Annotated in this window: 15 protein-coding genes; 7 read left to right on the top strand and 8 right to left on the bottom strand. The window is 69.6% G+C overall.

Annotated elements, in window-relative coordinates; all coding sequences use genetic code 11:
* Window positions 1–47: 47 nt before the first annotated feature.
* From ACGFZW_RS01185 to ACGFZW_RS01170, 4 genes are all read right to left on the bottom strand, one after another.
* Window positions 48–809, bottom strand: a complete 762-nt coding sequence (locus tag ACGFZW_RS01185; protein ID WP_393890876.1) for a GNAT family N-acetyltransferase — start codon at window positions 807–809, stop codon at window positions 48–50.
* A 668-nt stretch (window positions 810–1,477) separates the two neighbouring features.
* Window positions 1,478–2,227, bottom strand: a complete 750-nt coding sequence (locus ACGFZW_RS01180) for a hypothetical protein (protein ID WP_393890875.1) — start codon at window positions 2,225–2,227, stop codon at window positions 1,478–1,480.
* Window positions 2,228–2,720: 493 nt separating this feature from the next.
* Complete coding sequence (locus tag ACGFZW_RS01175) at window positions 2,721–2,864, bottom strand: hypothetical protein (RefSeq protein WP_393890874.1); 144 nt, start codon at window positions 2,862–2,864, stop codon at window positions 2,721–2,723.
* A gap of 23 nt (window positions 2,865–2,887) precedes the next feature.
* On the bottom strand, window positions 2,888–3,280 hold the full coding sequence (locus tag ACGFZW_RS01170) for a hypothetical protein (protein ID WP_393890873.1): 393 nt from the start codon (window positions 3,278–3,280) through the stop codon (window positions 2,888–2,890).
* 303 nt (window positions 3,281–3,583) lie between these two features.
* Between ACGFZW_RS01170 and trxA the strand changes: the two genes are divergently transcribed.
* Window positions 3,584–3,913 (top strand): thioredoxin, encoded by a 330-nt coding sequence (gene trxA / locus ACGFZW_RS01165; protein ID WP_393890872.1) that lies wholly within the window; start codon window positions 3,584–3,586, stop codon window positions 3,911–3,913.
* Between the two features lie 607 nt (window positions 3,914–4,520).
* Here the strand turns inward: trxA and ACGFZW_RS01160 are convergent.
* On the bottom strand, window positions 4,521–5,117 hold the full coding sequence (locus tag ACGFZW_RS01160) for a TetR/AcrR family transcriptional regulator (RefSeq protein WP_393890871.1): 597 nt from the start codon (window positions 5,115–5,117) through the stop codon (window positions 4,521–4,523).
* Window positions 5,118–5,201: 84 nt separating this feature from the next.
* Here ACGFZW_RS01160 and ACGFZW_RS01155 point away from each other — a divergent pair, with 84 nt between their 5' ends.
* The 5 genes from ACGFZW_RS01155 (at window position 5,202) to ACGFZW_RS01135 (ending at window position 10,384) form a co-directional block, all read left to right on the top strand.
* Window positions 5,202–5,651: a DUF1707 domain-containing protein gene (locus ACGFZW_RS01155; RefSeq protein WP_393890870.1), complete on the top strand. Its 450-nt coding sequence runs from the start codon at window positions 5,202–5,204 to the stop codon at window positions 5,649–5,651.
* A gap of 475 nt (window positions 5,652–6,126) precedes the next feature.
* The gene (locus ACGFZW_RS01150; RefSeq protein WP_393890869.1) at window positions 6,127–6,702 is read left to right on the top strand and encodes a hypothetical protein; all 576 of its coding nucleotides are present in this window, start codon (window positions 6,127–6,129) and stop codon (window positions 6,700–6,702) included.
* A 275-nt stretch (window positions 6,703–6,977) separates the two neighbouring features.
* Complete coding sequence (locus ACGFZW_RS01145; RefSeq protein WP_393890868.1) at window positions 6,978–8,300, top strand: M64 family metallopeptidase; 1,323 nt, start codon at window positions 6,978–6,980, stop codon at window positions 8,298–8,300.
* 321 nt (window positions 8,301–8,621) lie between these two features.
* On the top strand, window positions 8,622–9,224 hold the full coding sequence (locus ACGFZW_RS01140; RefSeq protein WP_393890867.1) for a TetR/AcrR family transcriptional regulator: 603 nt from the start codon (window positions 8,622–8,624) through the stop codon (window positions 9,222–9,224).
* Between the two features lie 224 nt (window positions 9,225–9,448).
* Entirely contained in the window at window positions 9,449–10,384 is a 936-nt protein-coding gene (locus ACGFZW_RS01135; protein WP_393890866.1) for a TauD/TfdA dioxygenase family protein, read from the top strand.
* A 226-nt stretch (window positions 10,385–10,610) separates the two neighbouring features.
* Here ACGFZW_RS01135 and ACGFZW_RS01130 read toward each other — a convergent pair whose 3' ends face one another.
* On the bottom strand, window positions 10,611–11,579 hold the full coding sequence (locus ACGFZW_RS01130; protein ID WP_393891270.1) for an aldo/keto reductase: 969 nt from the start codon (window positions 11,577–11,579) through the stop codon (window positions 10,611–10,613).
* A gap of 104 nt (window positions 11,580–11,683) precedes the next feature.
* Here ACGFZW_RS01130 and ACGFZW_RS01125 point away from each other — a divergent pair, with 104 nt between their 5' ends.
* Window positions 11,684–13,120 carry a glycoside hydrolase family 5 protein gene (locus ACGFZW_RS01125; protein ID WP_393890865.1) on the top strand — a complete coding sequence of 479 codons (1,437 nt, stop codon included), beginning with the start codon at window positions 11,684–11,686 and terminating at the stop codon, window positions 13,118–13,120.
* 28 nt (window positions 13,121–13,148) lie between these two features.
* Here the strand turns inward: ACGFZW_RS01125 and ACGFZW_RS01120 are convergent, their stop codons facing one another.
* Window positions 13,149–14,312, bottom strand: coding sequence for an LCP family protein (locus ACGFZW_RS01120; protein ID WP_393890864.1), 1,164 nt, complete (start codon window positions 14,310–14,312; stop codon window positions 13,149–13,151).
* Complete coding sequence (locus ACGFZW_RS01115; protein WP_393890863.1) at window positions 14,309–16,402, bottom strand: bifunctional polysaccharide deacetylase/glycosyltransferase family 2 protein; 2,094 nt, start codon at window positions 16,400–16,402, stop codon at window positions 14,309–14,311. Before ACGFZW_RS01115 ends, ACGFZW_RS01120 begins: the two co-directional genes overlap by 4 nt.
* Between the last annotated feature and the right edge of the window lie 51 nt (window positions 16,403–16,453).

The following is a 16,453-nucleotide window of genomic DNA, read 5'->3' as shown; positions in this document are numbered from 1 at the left end:
TTCGTCGATCTCCGCCGGAGCTCCTACGCTTGCACCGCTGAGGAGTGTCAGTGCGTGCCGATTCGCGCGGCCACGCAGGGGTCCTCGTTGCGGTATCCGAGTCGGGTGTAGAGCCGTTCGGCCGGGGCGTTCTCGGCGAGCTGCCACAGCGTGCAGAACCCGTACCGGCGAACGGCGTACCGGGTCAGCCACGAGGTCAGCGCCGCACCGAGCCCCTGGCCGCGCATGCGGGCATCCGTTGCCACGGATGCCATCAGCGGTGCGCCGCTGTCCCGCAGGCTGCTCAGGGCGCCGCAGGCCACCAGGTGACCGTCGGCGTCGCGGATCCCGGCCCACACGCTGACGGCGGCGGAACCGGGACCGGTCGAGTGCCCCGGACTGTGAGTGTTGAGAAAGGCTCGCAGCTCTTCGTGCCGGCTCTCGTCCAGCTCGGTCACCCGCTCCTCGGACCGTTGGAGCGCCGGTTCCTCCAGAGTCCAGCGGAAGACCCACTCGACGGCATCGGTCACCGGCAGATGGCGGCCGGCCAGCACGTCGGTGCCTCGGGGACCTGTGAACTCCCGCACCCGGCCCGGCAGCCCATGGGCGGCACGCAGAACCAGGCCGGCCGCTGACTCGGGCTCGCCGACACTCCACACATGGCCGCGGGCGTCGTCGAGCCAGGCGGCGGCACCATCACCGGACCAACTGATCCGGTCGGCCGTTCGCTGCCGCGCCGCGCCGAAACGCAGCAGGGCGGAACCAGCCCGGAACTCCAGGTTCTGGTGGAACATGTCTGCGGCCCTGGGGGCAAGAGTCGTTGCCTGCATCGCTCTCTGAAGGGGGACGTAAGGGGAGGGCGGCGGCCGGACGCGCGCACGCGCGCGACTCGAACCATCCGTCTGGAATATGGGGCCCGGCAGCGGCTGCGCACATGGCGCGCTCCGGCCGACCGGACGTCCCACTGTGGCACAGGGCCCCTCCCAGAGGGCAAATTCAGGGCCTGCGCGCCGTATGTCCATGGCATCGCGGCCCCTGGAGCTGCCCGCCGCGTCATTGCTGCGGCGGGGCGGATCGGAGCTCGCAGCGATCAGAAACGGCCCTGCTCCGTCCACCTGAGCTGGGGTTGAGCAGGTCGAGAGAACGCCGGCGTCACCTCCTGCCGGGGCGGGCTGCCCTGGGTAGGGGGCAGCGGACGCGGGCATGGCGAAGGAGACGGCGCGGCTGCGGCGGACCAGGGCCGCCGCTTCTTCGCCGTCATGCTGTCGTCCGAGTCCGAGTCCGAGTCCGAGTCCGAGGCCGCACCGACCAGGACGCCCGGGGTCAGGGGAACCCAGCACGGCCGGCGCGGCCAGGAACAGGGCCTTCGAGGGTGCTGCCGCCCGGACCGCCCGAGCCGCACCGCCTCGATGGTTCCCCACAGCGGGGCGCGGGCGCCCGCCGGGATCGCCCCGCCCCTACGCCGAACGTCAGCCCCCGCCGCACCACGGCGCGCGGCTCACGCCGGCCATTCCCGGTCCCCTCGCCACGCCACGTGCGTCACCGCGGCCAGGCCGCCGTTCGCCAGGCCCTTATAGGTCACCGTCCGGGCGGGACCGAGTTCGAGGGCGACCTGCTTGGCCAGGTCTCTGCCCTCGTGAAACAGCCGTTGCCAGGTCTCGTCGTACTTGCCTTCCACCCTGTCGCGGATGTCCAGGTTCAGGGTGGTGTCGATCTGGTCCGCCCATCCGTACAGGGCGGCGACGAGGCCGTCGGACAGGTTCAGGGCGGCGGCTGGATCATCGGGGAAGAAGTCCCCAAATCCTTCGGAGCGCAGCGGGCCGAACTGGAACTCGCCCTCGACGGTGAGGTCCACCGGGTGCGGAGGGTTGCCGTGGCTGTCGCGCTCCCAGTGGAGGCAATCGCAGGCCCAGCAGACCCACTTCGACGTACGGCGGAGCTCGTCCCAGTACCGCACCGCCCACGACGGCCCCAGGTGCCCGGCCAGTCGCTGAGCCGCCAGCAGGCCCTGCTCGACCTGCTTCCGCAGGTCCGGACCGGGGGCGAATCCGCTCGGCGGGTGCGACAGCGACCATGAGCGGAGCGTGTGTGTCAGGTCCTCCGGCAGGCCCAGGACGGAGTCGTCCAGCGGCACGTTGACGGTGAAGTTCCCGATGTCTTCGTACGTCCCGGCCCCGTGCGGCGCGTACAGGGGTGAGGGCTCGGATCGGGCCCGTACGAGCAGGTAGCGCGGTCCTTCGAGGGGCATGCGATCTCCACGATCTGTCGGGAGGCGGCCCGTAGGCGGCTGTCGAACCAGGGCGCCGAACTCCCACCCTTCGCAGAGGGCTTCTTCGGACCCGCCTCGCAGACCGAGTTTCCCAGCGCGTCGGAAGCCTACGGGGCGCCCGGCTTGCCCAGGCCGGCTGTGGCGACCGGTGCGCATCGGCCGAGCTGTGCACGGTGCGGGCCCGCCCCAAAGGTGCTCGTCCTGTATCGCCTCCGTGGCGTTTCCGGGAACGGATGGCCCTGGCGGCCGTGCTGCGGGTACGGGACCCGGTGTTCGCTGACCGCCATGCTCGTTGCGGGCAAAGAACACGGGAGGCAGCTCGGGCAGGGGGTCCAAGTCACCGAAGTCCTGATCGCTCTCACCGAGACACTCGGGCGGATCACCGCCGGCCGCGCCCGCGCCGAGCGCTCAGCGGGCCGCACGTCCCCCGCGTTACCACTCGCGGGTGAGCGACACCCAATGGGTTGGCCATTCAGCGCTCGTCGCCCACCGGCTTCTGACGGGCGAGGAACTCTGCGAACGCGACCGACTGCTTCGGCCCCATGTACCCCTGACGTCCGTACATCGCCTGTTCTTCCAGCCACGCCACCGTTTCGACGTCACGCAGCTCGGCCACGACCACTGGACCCCGAGTCAGAGTCATCCCGCCGTGCGGATGGCTGTAGCCGATGTATGGCCCGTACGCAGTCGGCCCGGCGGGTACTCGGGTGCTTCCTCGTCCTGCGGCCGCGCGTCCTTGTTGTGACGTGCGACCCAGTACTCCAGTGCCGTTAGCTCGGCCGCCGCCAGCAGCACTCCCGACGGCTCGCCGTCCTCGGTGAGCCGGACGCGCTCGCCGGTCTCCTCGACCTCGGCGATCAGGCGCCCAAACCCGGGTTCTCCTTCTATCAGTTCACAGTCCATGCGCACGGACGCTACACAAGCTCTGAGCGGCGGGGAGCAGTTCCCAGGGTGGCGGGCGGCCACTGCCGCGGCCGCGTCGGCCAGCAGGTCGACGAGCTGGATGGAGGGGTGATCGGGAGGAGGATCCATGGCCGATCTCGGTTACGTCGGCGCCGCGTTCACGTATCAGCCAGGTCATGCCAACAGAGCTGCCGGCATAAGCGCACCTGCGAAGCGCGTCGTCTGCGAGCAGGCGCCACCTGCCGATTCCGGGCAGAGCCGGTGAGGCGGCAGCGGCGCGGTGAAGCAGTCGGCCACACTGGGATCCAGGCGCAGCGTCCTTGCCGCGTGTGGCTGTGGATGCTGGGCGCTGCCCGTCCGCTGCCCGTCGCCCTCCCAACAGGGCTGTGGTTCCACTGTCGTTTGGCTCGAACTGATGAAGAGGAGTCCCTCGTGGCCCTGAAGACCGTGACCGATGCTTCCTTCGAAGAAGACGTCCTCAAGAGCGACAAGCCCGTACTGGTCGACTTCTGGGCTGAATGGTGCGGTCCGTGCCGTCAGGTAGCCCCATCGCTGGAAGCCATCGCGGACGAACACGGCGACAAGATCGACATCGTCAAGCTCAACATCGACCAGAACCCGGCGACCGCTGCCAAGTACGGCGTCATGTCGATCCCGCTCATGAACGTCTACCAAGGCGGCGAGGTCGTCCAGACCATCGTCGGCGCGAAGCCGAAGGTCGCCCTCGAAAGGGAGCTGGACGCTTTCCTGAGCGCCCGCTAGGTCCAAGCTGGCGCGATGACCGCGCGACGTCACGTGGCCTGGCGGTGCCGGTGAGCAATAGCCGACTGGGGCGGCCGGTTCAGCGTCCCACTGGTGGGGCGCCTTGAGCGGCTGCCCGTCGGGGCGCCTGATGCTCACCAGCACGTGGTCGGGGCCCCGTAAGAAGGGCCCCGGCCGCCGAACCGGAGGACCACGCCGTCGGTCTCGCGGGGAGCTGACCACCAAAGGGCCTCACGCGCGACCGCAAGCACCTGCGCCGGCGGCCTACGGGCGGTGATCCGGTCCCGGCAGATCAGCGTGGCACCGGCTGCGGCGGGGCAGCCGGGGCAGCCGGCGACCAGCCTTCGACCGCGCGACGTACAAGCAGCGCAACACCATTGCGCGGTGCATCAACCGCCTCAGGCAGTGCACGGCATCGCCACCCGCTAGGAGAAGGCGGCGACCATTCAGCCGGCGGGCGCGCCGCCACCCTTGCCGGACTCCGCGTCGTCGGCATCTTCCTGTGGTCCGCCCGATGAGCCGACGAAGGCCCCCAGCTGAGGTGGACGCGCCGCGCGCCCCTGCGTGCGGATCGATGGCCGCTCCGGCTTGCACCGGACTCCCCGGCCTACTCGCGGAGATGCCGAACCGCCCCATGGCCGGGAATCAGGCCGTCCAGCGCATGGTCGAGGACTGTGAGCAGGTGCTCGCGCTCCTGGGGGGCGTACAGCATGCGCAGTGCCAGGCCGTCGGACAGTGCGATGACGGCATCAGCGACGACCGACGCGTGAGCTTGGTGCCCGGCCGACTCCAGCCAGTTGGCCAGCGCCTGACGGATGTCTCGGTCGACCTGCTGCCGGATCGCGGCGAGCCGGGGGTGGTGTGCCGCGTGCACGGCGAAGGCGAGTTGGGCGGTGGCCTCTGCGCGTCGCTCGGCGTCCACCGGGAGCGTGGTGAGGATCAGGTCACGCAGCGCCTGACGCAGCGGCAATGCGGTGTTCACCTCGGCCATCCGGCGCTCGATGCGCTCACCGGCCAGCTCGGCGGCGAACGTGAGCATCTCGTCCTTCGTGCGGAAGTACTTCTGAACGGCGCCGGGGGAGCGGCCCGTTGCGACGGCCACGGTGCGCACGCTGACCTCGTCGAGGCCGCGTTCGGCGACCAACTGGAGCAGGGCCGCACCGATCCGGCGGCGCTGTTCCTCCCTGTCGACGGTCTTGGGCATCGGTCGCGCTCCCATCTTTGAGATACAGTCGTATTCTAACCTCCCGTCAGGTGAAGTGCTGCACGGAGTCGAATGGAGACAGCGGTGGATGACCGACGTGAGCCTGCCGTGCCCGCCGTGCGGGTCTCGGACCGCGACCGCGACGAGGCGCTCGGTGTGCTGGCGGCGGCGCTGGCCGAGGGACGACTCGATCAGCACGAGCACGAGATCCGTTCCAGGTGCGCCCTGCGGGCGCGTACGGCCGGTGAACTCGCCGCGCTGACGGCCGACTTACCCGAACCGGCACCGACCCGCTCGGAGCAGGACCGCAAAGACCTCAGGGAGTGGCTGGCCGAATGGCGCTACTGGTTCGGTGGGGCGGTGATCATGTCCGGGGTCTGGGGCGCACGCTGTGCGCAGAAGGGAGAACTGACCTACTACTGGCCGGTTACGCCGCTGGGGATATGGGCGGCCGTGCTGATCGCCATCGCCATCTGGCCACGCTACACGGACGGCAGCGATGAAGGAGGCGGTGGTCGCGCTGCGGCCCGCTGAGGGCTGAGGTTCGGATCAGGTCGCGGGGAGTCGACCACATCTCCTCAGCGCCGCAGATGCGCCTGCCAGGCCCCGCGTCTGCGGCCTGATCCAAGCGACAGGCCCTAGTGGTCTGCCTGATCCGCCTGATCCGCCTGGTCATCCGGCGCCCTGCTCGGTGAAGTCCGCTCACCGCAGGCGTGCTTGGTCTTCGCCTGCGGTTTCGTCATCCGTACGCGGAGGCGGGAGCTGCGCGGTGACATCGTGCTTGCGTTGCCAAGGCTGCTGGACGAGGCCGGGCCGGTCTGCGTCGCCTGCATCGTGCGCCGCGGAGGTGGCGAACCGTTCCTTGCCGGGGCTGCCCACCTTTCACGACAACTTCGATGACCGTTTGGCCAGAAGCCACCCCGCAAGGCAACGCCTTCGCCGCTCCTGCCCTCCTATCACCTGCACTCGTACGCAAAGTCGTACGCACATCCTGTTGTGGAGGTACATCATGCGACGGTTGGGAACGGCGTCCACGGCGCTCGTGCTGGCGGGCGTGGGGCTGGTCGGCGGCGCCGGGGTGGCCGAGGCAGCGACCGCCCCGGTGGGCAAGGCAACCCCGGCCACGGTCTGCTCGACCGCCTGGGGAAGCGGCACCAAGTCGGCCGTCAACGAGAACACCAAGCCGCTGAAGAACATCACGACCAGCCAGAACCCCTGCTTCGACCGCATGGTCTTCGACATCGGCAGCGGAGCGGACAAGACGGGCTACCACGTCGGCTACGTCGGCGCCTTCCACCAGGACGGGTCCGGGGAGCGGATACCTGTCGGCGGAGGGGCCATCCTCCAGGTCTACGTGTCCACGCCGAGCTACGACCCGGCGTCCGGCCGGCTCACCTACGCCGGGAAGGCGGGCAAGCCTCTGCCGGGGGTGAACATCTCCGGCTACAAGACCTTCAAGGACACCAAGTTCGGGGCGAGCTTCGAGGGCCAGACGCAGGTCGGCCTGGGCGTGCGCGCGAAGCTGCCGTTCCGCGTGCTCCAGTCCGGAGGCCAGCTGATCGTGGACGTCGCGCACACCTGGTGACGCACCCCGCCACGCCATGTCGGCTTCCGGGCCCTGCACGGAGCCCAGGGGGAGAGCTGCGAATCGGAGAGGTCGTCCAGGCGGCCTTCTCCTGCATCTGCGGGGCGGCTTCCCGGATCTGAACCCGGGCCCGGGGCTGGTGGCCTGAACCGCCCCTCATCACAAGTCACTTGAGTAACACTTGTTGTCCGACGCCTCCCCAGCCCATACATTGAGCCGCGCCAAAATCTGGCTCAACTCGCCGCCGTCGCGGTGAGCTTCGGGAGGACCCCCACATGCGTAGACGCACCTCCATATCCGGACGCACCGCAGCGGTCATCGGGACGACCCTCGCGGCCGTGGTCGCCGCGACAGCCGCCGCGACCACGGCCCAGGGTGCGGCCCCGGCGCCGACCCCTCAATCCCCTGAGACCCGGCAGACGGTCGAGTACTTCACCGGCCCGGACGGCCACCCCCAGCACACCACCGTTGCGGCTCCGAAGCCGCTGTCACCGGCCGACAAGGCGTCTATCGCCGCCGACGGGGACGTCACCTCGATCGTGCAGAGCGGACCCGTCGACAGCAAGCTGGACGTCGTCTTCGTCGGAGACGGTTACACCGAGGCGCAGCAGGAGGACTTCCACGCCGATATCCGCGCCAAGTGGGCCAAGATGACTGAGGTCGAGCCATACGCCTCGTACACCGGCCTGTTCAACGTCTGGGCCGTCGACGCCGTCTCCCGTGACTCCGGTGTCTCCGGTGACCCGACCCAGGACGTGACCCGAGACACCGCCCTCGGCTCGGCGTTCTTCTGCGACGGTACCGAGCGGCTGCTCTGCGTCGACACCAACAAGGTCGAGTCGTACGCGGCCAAGGCCCCCGCCGCCGACCTCGTCGTCGTGCTGTCCAACTCCACCAAGTACGGCGGCGCGGGCTACAACGCCGTCTCCTCGCAGGTCGGTTACGACGGTATCGCCACCGCCTCGTCCGACAATGCCCAGTCCGACCAGATCGCGGTGCACGAGACGGGCCACTCGCTCGGCAAGCTCGCCGACGAATACGACTACGGGCAGCCGGGGACGTACTCCGGCCCCGAGCCCACCGAGGTCAACCTCTCCACCCTCTCCGCCGACGAGATGACCGGCCGGCAGCAGAAGTGGTACCGCTGGATCGGTCAGGAGTCGCCGGACGGCGGGACGGTCGGGGCCTACGAGGGCGGCGGCTACTACCAGTTCGGGCTCAACCGGCCCACCGAGAACTCGATCATGCGCACGCTCGGCCGCGAGTTCAACCTCCCGGGCCGCGAGGCCATGATCGCCGGCTTCTACCGTCACGCGAGCGTGCTGACCAGCGGGGTCGGCACCGCGTCCACCCTGTCCCGCGACGACCGGATCCGCGTCACCCCGGCCGCCCGCGCGCGGGTGACGTGGTACGTCGACGGCCATGAGGTCGCCGCCGCCCGCGGCCGGACCCCGGTCGAGCCCAGCTCCCTCGGCGTCCCCGCCGACGGCCGCACCCACACCGTCACCGCCAAGGCCGCGGACCCCACGCGCGCGGTCCGCACTCCGGCCCTGCGCAAGCACCTGTCTGCGGCGCTGACCTGGCACGTCACGGGCTGACCGGCAGACCGGCGTACGGGTGGGGCTCCGGAACCCCACCCGTACGGCTTCATACGCCCCCCGTGCCGCGGCCAACGTGGTGGTGCCGCGCGACAGTGCGCAACAGCACCTGGAGGGTGCGTACGTGGAGGGGGCCGCGGATCGATCGCCACAAGATGCCACGCGAGCTGGTGTCGGGGCCGGGATTGCCTCGTACTTTCTCGGGGAGGGGTACCAAGCATCTGCTCCGGGCCGACTTGGCCGAGGCTGCGCGTGTGGTGAGCGGCTGAGGAGACACGTCCCCCACGGGCGGCGCGGTCGGGGGCCGCGTAGGGTCTCGGCATGGCTGACGAGCAGGTGCATCGCACACGGAGGGGGCCGGGCCGACCGCGTCAGGAGCACGTCACCGGGGCCGTTCTCGACGCCGTTGTCGACCTGGTGGCGGAGAGCGGTATGAACGCGCTGACCATGGACGCCGTGGCGACCCGCGCCGGGGTGAGCAAACCTGCGATGTACCGGCGCTGGCCCACCAAGCAGGACCTCGTCATGGCTGCCATGGAGTCCCGGATCGGCCCGCTGACCGTGCCCGATATGGGCGACTTCCGGGAAGAACTGCGGGCCGTACTGACCGCGCGCATGGAGGCGTATCGGCAGCCCGGTGTGGGGCGACTGCTCGCCGGGGTGATCGGTGCCGCCGCGGAGGCCGGAGCGGAGCCCGGGACCTATCGCGACTACACGTCCCGCGTGATGAGCGAGACGCGGCACCTGCTGGAGCGAGGGATCGCGCGCGGTGACGTACGGCCGGACGCCGACGTGACCGACGCCGCGACGCTCGTGGCGGCTTCGCTGTTCTTCCGCCTCGTCGGCGAGCAGCGGATGCCGGACGAGGCGCTTGTCGAATCGATGGTGGACCTGATCGGCCGGGCAGTCGGCGCCCGGCCGTAACCCGTCCGACCCTCCTGGCGCGCTCGCACGCACTCAACCACGCACCGAATCCATGTACGCATGATGGGTGGTTGGCCCTGTGCGCCGCTTCGCCGTGCGCGGCTTTGGCTGCGCCGCACATGCGCACCACGTATCGAAACAACTCGCCCCCGACCCCTTGCCCCGCCATGGGGTCATATCGATACTGGCGGTCACGTAATTGGTTTCCGCGTCGGGAGGTACCCATGAAGGCCATCGCCTCGACCCCAGTGGCCAACCCCAGGCCCGTACTCGACAAGCCCCTCATGCACTACGGCAGTCGCGTCCTGGAACGACTCGCCCCCGGAGCCGAGCAGTTCGCGTACCGGCTGCTGGAGATCGCTCCACTCACCCCGCACTTCGGCGCCGTGCTCGGTGGCGTCGATCTGACCCTGCCGATCACCGACGAACTCGCCGCGGAGCTGCGTCAGGCGCTGCTCGAGTGGAAGGTGATCTTCTTCCGCGGCCAGACCGGCTTGACGGCCGAGCACCAGCTCGCCCTGTCCGGCATCTGGGGCCCTCCGGAGGCCAACCCGTTCTTCGCGCGGACCGGGACCCCGGGCATCTCCCGGCTCGCGAAGGACGCCAAGGCCGCAGGCAACAAGAACATCTGGCACAGCGACCACTCGTTCATGGCCAATCCGTCGCTCGGCGCCGTCCTGCGCGCCGTGGAGGTGCCCGCCGCGGGCGGCGACACGATGTGGGCGGACATGGCCGCCGCCTACGACAACCTGCCCGATGACCTGAAGGAGCGGCTGGAGGGCCTCACCGCTGTCCACGACTGGGAGGCCAGCTGGGGCGCTCTCATGAACGACGCGCAGAAGGCCGCCTTCCGGGAGACCTGGCCGAAGGTCCAACACCCCGTCGTCGTGCGCCACCCGCGTACCGGCCGCAAGACCCTGTACGTGAACGAGCCGTTCACCCGCAGCATCACGGGCCTGTCCGACGCGGAGAACCGCGAACTGCTCGACATCCTGGTACTCCAGGCACGCATCCCCGAGTTCCAGATCCGCTTCCACTGGGAGCCGGACTCCGTCGCCATCTGGGACAACATCGCCACCCAGCACTACGCGGTCAACGACTATTTCCCGCAGCGCCGGGTGATGGAGCGCGTCGCCATCGCCGGCGTCCCGCTGTCCTGAGCGGCTCTGCCAGTTCCCCAGGAGTGCCGATGACTCCGGCCCCGGGTCCGTATCAGGGCTCCATCCGTACGACTCCACACCCCTCGGCGGACGCGAGGATCTGTGCCGTTCGTTGAGATCGGCCTGGCAGGCGAGACCGATCCAGCAGTAGTGGGTGACCCCGGCGACGACGTCGGCTCGGTACGGTGCCGACGCCGGAGCCGCGCGGCAGGTCCGCCCTACGGGGTCAGAACCCGGCAACCTCGTGCGGCCGGTACGGCTCCTCCAGCTGCTGGACCTCGTCCTCGGTCAGCCGCAGGTCGAGGGAGGCCAGTGCGTCGTCCCAGTGGTGCGGCTTCGTCACACCGACGATGGGGGCGGTGACCCCGGGCCGCGAGGACAGCCAGGCGAGGGCGACCTGGGCACGGGGCAGCCCCCGGGCCTCCGCGATCCGGGCGACGGTCTCGACGATCCGCCGGTCCTCGTCGTGGTAGAGCTTCTTGCCGAACTCGTCGGTGCCGCTGCGCGCGCTGGTGGCCTCCCAGTCCCGGGTGAGCCGGCCACGCGCCAGCGGGCTCCAGGGAATGACGCCGATGCCCTGGTCCGCGCAGAGCGGCAGCATCTCCCGCTCCTCCTCGCGGTAGAGGAGGTTGTAGTGGTTCTGCATGCTGACGAACCGGGTCCAGCCGTGCCGTTCGGCGGTGTGGAGCGCCTTGGAGAACTGCCAGGCGTGCATGGAGGAGGCCCCGAGGTAGCGGGCCTTGCCCGCCTTGACGACGTCGTGCAGCGCTTCCAGGGTTTCCTCGATCGGGGTGTACGGGTCCCAGCGGTGGATCTGGTAGAGGTCGACGTGGTCGGTGCCCAGCCGGCGAAGGCTGTTGTCGATCTCGGTCATGATCGCCTTGCGGGACAGGCCCCTGCCGTTGGGGCCCTGGTGGGTGATCCCACAGACCTTGGTGGCCAGCACGATTTCGTCGCGGCGGGCGAAGTCCTTGAGGGCCCGTCCGACGATCTCTTCGCTGGAGCCGTCGGAATAGACGTTCGCGGTGTCGAAGAAGTTGATACCGGCTTCAACGGCCTGGCGGATGAGCGGGCGGGCGGCCTCCTCGTCGAGGGTCCATGAGTGGGTGCCGCGGCCGGGGTCGCCAAAGCTCATGCACCCCACACAGATCCGCGAGACATCCAGCCCCGTCGATCCCAGCTTCATGTATTCCATCGTCACGGTCCTCGCCTTACCGTCACCTCACGTCGCCGCACAGCGACCGCAGTTGATCCTCTCAGGCCGGTCGGCAGCATCACGGCATGACCAAGGAGTGCAGCATGCGTACGGTCAGCTCGGTCCTTCGCCGCGCCCTCGCGGGGCTCGGAGCCGCCCTGCTGGTGCTGGTGATGACGCTCGGCACCGTCGCCCCACCCGCATCCGCCGCCACCGGTCCCGGAGCGGAGGCGGGGGTGCCCCGGTTGCTCGACGACGACGGGCGGGTGGTGACGCTGCACGGCTGGAACGTCGAGGACAAGGTGCACCGCGGGGCCGACGCGCTGTCCGCCATCACCGAACGCCACTTCCGTGATCTGCGGTCGCACGGCTTCCACTTCGCCCGCCTGCTGATTTTCTGGGACGACCTCGAACCCCGCCAGGGCCGGTACAGCGAGCGGTACCTCCGCAGCATCGAGCGGATCCTCGACTGGGCCGAAAAGTACGACGTCCAGGTACTCATCGACGCCCATCAGGACGTCTTCGGCCCGGCGTTCGGGCACCGCGGCATCCCCGAGTGGGCGACCCGCACCGACGGGCTGCCCTTCACCCCGCACCCCGACGACTGGTTCGCGGAGTACTTCGAACCCGCTGTCCAGCGTGCCTTCACCCACATCTACACGGATGCGGACCTGCAGCGTGCCCAGTCGCGAATGTGGCGCCTGCTCGCCGACCGCTTCGGCGGCCATCCGGCGGTGTTCGGGTACGACCTGATCAACGAGCCGATGGGAGAACTCCGCGAAGGCGAGGAGCTGCCTGCCGCGGCGCGCCGTATCGAGGCGCAGTACCTCACACCCATGTACAACCGCATCGCTCGTCACATCCGCACCGTCGACCGTGAGAGCCGGCTGTTCATCGAGCCGACCCCGATCGTCGGCGAGGGCGTGCCGACCGGGCTCGGCACCGTGCACGACCCTCATGTCGTGTACTCCCCGCACTTCTACAACGCGGCGATGGAGGCCGGCGCCGACTACGACCCGGACGCCGGCTGGATCGAGGCGTACGAGGTCGCCGTCACCGCCTATCCCCGGCGCCACCGCGTCCCCGTCGTGGTCGGCGAGTGGGGCCCGCTCAACAACACACTGCCGCACAGCCGCCGTTTCCATCGTGACGCTCTCGCCTCCTTCGCCCGCTACAGCTCGGGCTGGGCCGGCTATGTGTGGTGCTACGGCGGCGGCTACTGCGCCATGGACGAGGACGGGAAACTCCGCACCAACAAGGAGCTGACCTCGACGGTATACGCGGTGGCGGTTGCCGGGCGGCCCCGCTCGGAGAGCCAGGACCCCGGCCGCTATCGCCTCGTGTACTACGCGCGCCGGGGAGGCCGGACCGAGATCGCGCTGCCGCAGGCCACCGGATACCGGCGGGTGTCGGTGGCCGGCGGCGGGGCGTGGAGCGACACCCGGACCGTGCCCCCGGGGAAGCCGGCCGTGGTCACGGTGCGTTCGCCCCGAGGGGCGGGCGTCACGGTGACCGTGACCACGGTGCAGGGACGGGGGTGACAGTCGATCGCACCTCCTCGGGGGCCCGCTACCGGGCTCGCCCGCTCTCGACGTCCACCGGCCGGTCCCGTGCGAGCTCGTCGAAGAGCTTCCTGGCCCGCGCCTCGTCCCAGAGCACCGCGTTCCCCTTGGAAGTGGGGATGCCGACGTCGCTCACGGGGACGTTGATCTGCTTTCCGTGCCCGCCGTTGACGCCCTGGATCGCCCGGAACATGGTCGTCAGGTCCAGCAAACCGGTCTCCCGGTCGACGATGAGGGTGTCCAGACCGGCCTGGAGCGCGGGATAGAGGGCGAAGGGATTGAGCAAGGTGCCCCGCGCCGTTGCTTTACGGGCGAGCGCTGACAGGAACTTCTGCTGGTTCTTGGTGCGGCCCAGATCGCCTTCGGCCTCCTGGTGGCGCTGGCGGACGAACGCGAGGGCCGCGGTGCCGTCCAGAATCTGGCAGCCCTTCTTGAGGTCGGCGCCGGACTTCTTGTCCTTCAGGTCCCGGTCGAGACACATCCGTACGCCGCCGACCGCGTCGACGAGGTTCACGAAGCCCGCGAAGCCGATCTCCGCGTAGTGGTCGATCCGCAGACCGGTGTTGTGCTCGATGGTGCGGGTGAGCATCTTGGGGCCGCCCATAGCGAACGCGGCGTTGAGCTTGTTCTTCGTGGGGCCGAAGTGCTTGCCGGTCCGGGGACTGGTGAAGCCGGGCACGGTCAGCCAGGAGTCACGCGGCAGGCTCACCATGGTCGCGCCGTGCGCGCCGGTGTGCAGAAGGATCATCGAGTCGGTGCGCCGACCACCGGCTGACCCGGTGTGCAGCTCCCGTTTCTGGCTGTCGGTGAGACCTGCCCGGCTGTCGGAGCCGACGATCAGATAATTGGTGCCCTCGCCGGTCCGCCCCGCCCCGCTGGGCTCCGCGAGATCGACGCTGTTGTTGAGCGTGTTACCGGCCCAGGCGAGGGTCCCAGCGGGGACCCCCAGCAGCGCCAGCGCCAGCGCGACCACTGCCCGGCGCAGCGGACGCACTGGCTTGGGGCGGCGGCGCCGGCGGCGCGGGCCGTAGCGGGACACCCGTGCCGTACCGCTGGTCTGCGCACCGCCGCCCGCGGGCGGGAGCGGGCCGGTGCCCTGCCCCGCCACGGACGATTCACTGTCGGCCCTCCGCTCAAGCGGGTCCTCCATGGTCCAGCTCTCCTCGGTCATTTCGGCGCCAGGGTGGTCGGGTAGGTAACGGGCTCCTTGAGCAGATGCTCGTCGGCCGTGCCGGAACGCTGCATGCGGTGCCACTTCAGCCGGGTGCCGAGCAGTGCGGTGAACACGGAATGGATCACCACGAGGTACAGCAGCTGTCGGTAGACGAACAGCTGGAGGGGAAGGACCCACAGGGCTCGCAGCTTTTCGTGGTCCAGCCGCAACGCGTATCCAGCGATGATCAGTTGCACGGCGAGGAAGCCGAACCAGACCCCGACCGCCTGAACGGTGTCGCCGAAGCACACGCCGTACAGGGCGAAGACATCGACCACCGGCGCGAACAGCGGCAGCACTACCTGGAACAGCACGAGATAGGTGAGGCCGCGGCGGCCGAACCGTCCGGCCGGACCGGCTTCCACCAGAGCGTGCCGGTGCTTCCACATGGACTGCAGCGTTCCGTAGCACCAGCGGTAGCGCTGCGCCCACAACTGCGGGAGTGTGCTGGGTACTTCGGTCCAGGCGATGGCCGTCTCCTCGTAGACCACGTGATGCCCCAGCCGCCACAACGCCATCGTGAGATCGGTGTCCTCGGCGAGGGTGTCGCCGCTGACGCCGCCGATGGCGATCAGTGCGTCCCGACGGAAGGCGCCGATGGCCCCCGGGACCGTGGGCATGCACTCCAGTACCTCGTACATCCGCCGGTCCAGGTTGAACCCGAGGACGTATTCCAGGTGTTGCCATCTGCCCAGCAGCCGCCGCCGATTGCCGACCTTGGTGTTCCCGCTCACCGCGCCCACCACGGGATCGGCCAGCGGCTGGATCAGCCTGTAGAGAGCTTCCGGCTCGAATACCGTGTCCGCGTCGATCATGACGATGATCTCGTGACGCGCGTAGCTCAGGCCGGTGGTGAGCGCCCCGGGCTTACCGGAGTTGGGCTGCCGCACCACCGTCACCCTCGGGTCGCGGATGCCCAGGGCGATCTCCGCGGTCCGGTCGGTCGAGCCGTCGTCGATGACGACGATCTGCAGATCCGTGTGGGTGGAGGCGAGCAGCGAGCGCACCGTGGAGGCGATGCCTGCCTCTTCGTTGTGCGCGGGCACCAGCACCGTCACCGGCTCGTTCACCTCGCCCAGGACGGGCACATCGGCACGGTATCCGCGCCGGCGCCGTACCTGGACGCGGGCGAGATGGGCGAGCAGCAGCAGCCGGAAGATGCCCAGTACGCCGGCTATGCCGAGCGCCCAGGTCATCGAGCGCGCGAAGGCGTGCCCGATGGACTGCATCCAGATCAGCGCCTGGCCCTGGAGGCGTTCGACGAGGGAGGCCGGTGTGACGAGTGTGGGCCGCCCGAGTCCTTCCGTGACGGTGGTGAACCGCCCCACGTCCGGGTTGCCAAGCAGCTTCTTGGTCTCGGCGTAACCCAGTGGGGTATTGCTGAACTGCCGCACCACACCCTCGGGTGGCTTACGGGAGCGTGGGGTCGCCGCGACGAGGAGATAGCCCTTGTCGGTGGCGTGCCGGGCTGCCGTCCACTCGGGTCCGCACATCGTGTCGGCGGTGGTGGTGTGCGGCAGGCGCAGCAATCCCGTATTGACCTGTCCGGAGCCGGCCAGGGCTATCTGAGTGAGCGTCAGTTCCAGTCGACGGCGGACGGGCGAGGCGGTGCCGAGGTCGCCGCCGGTGTAGGTGTACGAGCCGATCTCGTGCCCCTCTTCGTGGATCCGGCGCACCAGGTCGGGATGCCGGGCCGCCTGGGTTCCGTAGAGGAAGAAGGTGGCGTGTGCATGCTGCGCGCGCAGCAGGTCGAGCAGGCGGGGCGTCCACTTGGGGTCGGGCCCGCCGTCGAAGGTGAGCGCCACGGTACGCAGCGGCATGGCCGCCGTCTCGGCGCCGCGCGAGGTGACGCGCAGCACCGGGTCTCCCTTGTCCGCGGACTGCGGAATCGGGCTGGTACACGCGCGTTTGGTGCGGGCGCCGTCGACCTCGTGAGTGGTCCAGCCCTCGAAGAGCAGCGACGCGGCGACTATGGGGAGGATGAGCATCAACAGTAACCAGTGCCAGCGCGGAGGGCGGCGCCTTGCGTGCCGCCCTTGTCCTGCCATCGCCACGATGGCCCCTTTCTGTCCAGGAGACATGCCAACGAGCGAGACGTG

Origin of the sequence: Streptomyces sp. NPDC048248 (assembly GCF_043201875.1) — a bacterium.
Classification (GTDB): Bacteria; Actinomycetota; Actinomycetes; order Streptomycetales; family Streptomycetaceae; genus Streptomyces.
The sequence above is the reverse complement of the archived record's forward strand: the minus strand, read 5'-3'. Positions and strand labels throughout refer to the sequence as shown.

What these genes read in the sequence shown, in the direction of transcription:
- ACGFZW_RS01185 (WP_393890876.1), bottom strand. Translation starts at nt 809, where the DNA reads ATGCAGGCAACGACTCTTGCCCCCAGGGCCGCAGACATGTTCCACCAG.
- ACGFZW_RS01180 (WP_393890875.1), bottom strand. Translation starts at nt 2,227, where the DNA reads ATGCCCCTCGAAGGACCGCGCTACCTGCTCGTACGGGCCCGATCCGAG.
- ACGFZW_RS01170 (WP_393890873.1), bottom strand. Translation starts at nt 3,280, where the DNA reads ATGGATCCTCCTCCCGATCACCCCTCCATCCAGCTCGTCGACCTGCTG.
- ACGFZW_RS01160 (WP_393890871.1), bottom strand. Translation starts at nt 5,117, where the DNA reads ATGCCCAAGACCGTCGACAGGGAGGAACAGCGCCGCCGGATCGGTGCG.
- ACGFZW_RS01150 (WP_393890869.1), top strand. Translation starts at nt 6,127, where the DNA reads ATGCGACGGTTGGGAACGGCGTCCACGGCGCTCGTGCTGGCGGGCGTG.
- ACGFZW_RS01145 (WP_393890868.1), top strand. Translation starts at nt 6,978, where the DNA reads ATGCGTAGACGCACCTCCATATCCGGACGCACCGCAGCGGTCATCGGG.
- ACGFZW_RS01140 (WP_393890867.1), top strand. Translation starts at nt 8,622, where the DNA reads ATGGCTGACGAGCAGGTGCATCGCACACGGAGGGGGCCGGGCCGACCG.
- ACGFZW_RS01135 (WP_393890866.1), top strand. Translation starts at nt 9,449, where the DNA reads ATGAAGGCCATCGCCTCGACCCCAGTGGCCAACCCCAGGCCCGTACTC.
- ACGFZW_RS01130 (WP_393891270.1), bottom strand. Translation starts at nt 11,579, where the DNA reads ATGGAATACATGAAGCTGGGATCGACGGGGCTGGATGTCTCGCGGATC.
- ACGFZW_RS01125 (WP_393890865.1), top strand. Translation starts at nt 11,684, where the DNA reads ATGCGTACGGTCAGCTCGGTCCTTCGCCGCGCCCTCGCGGGGCTCGGA.
- ACGFZW_RS01120 (WP_393890864.1), bottom strand. Translation starts at nt 14,312, where the DNA reads ATGACCGAGGAGAGCTGGACCATGGAGGACCCGCTTGAGCGGAGGGCC.
- ACGFZW_RS01115 (WP_393890863.1), bottom strand. Translation starts at nt 16,402, where the DNA reads ATGGCAGGACAAGGGCGGCACGCAAGGCGCCGCCCTCCGCGCTGGCAC.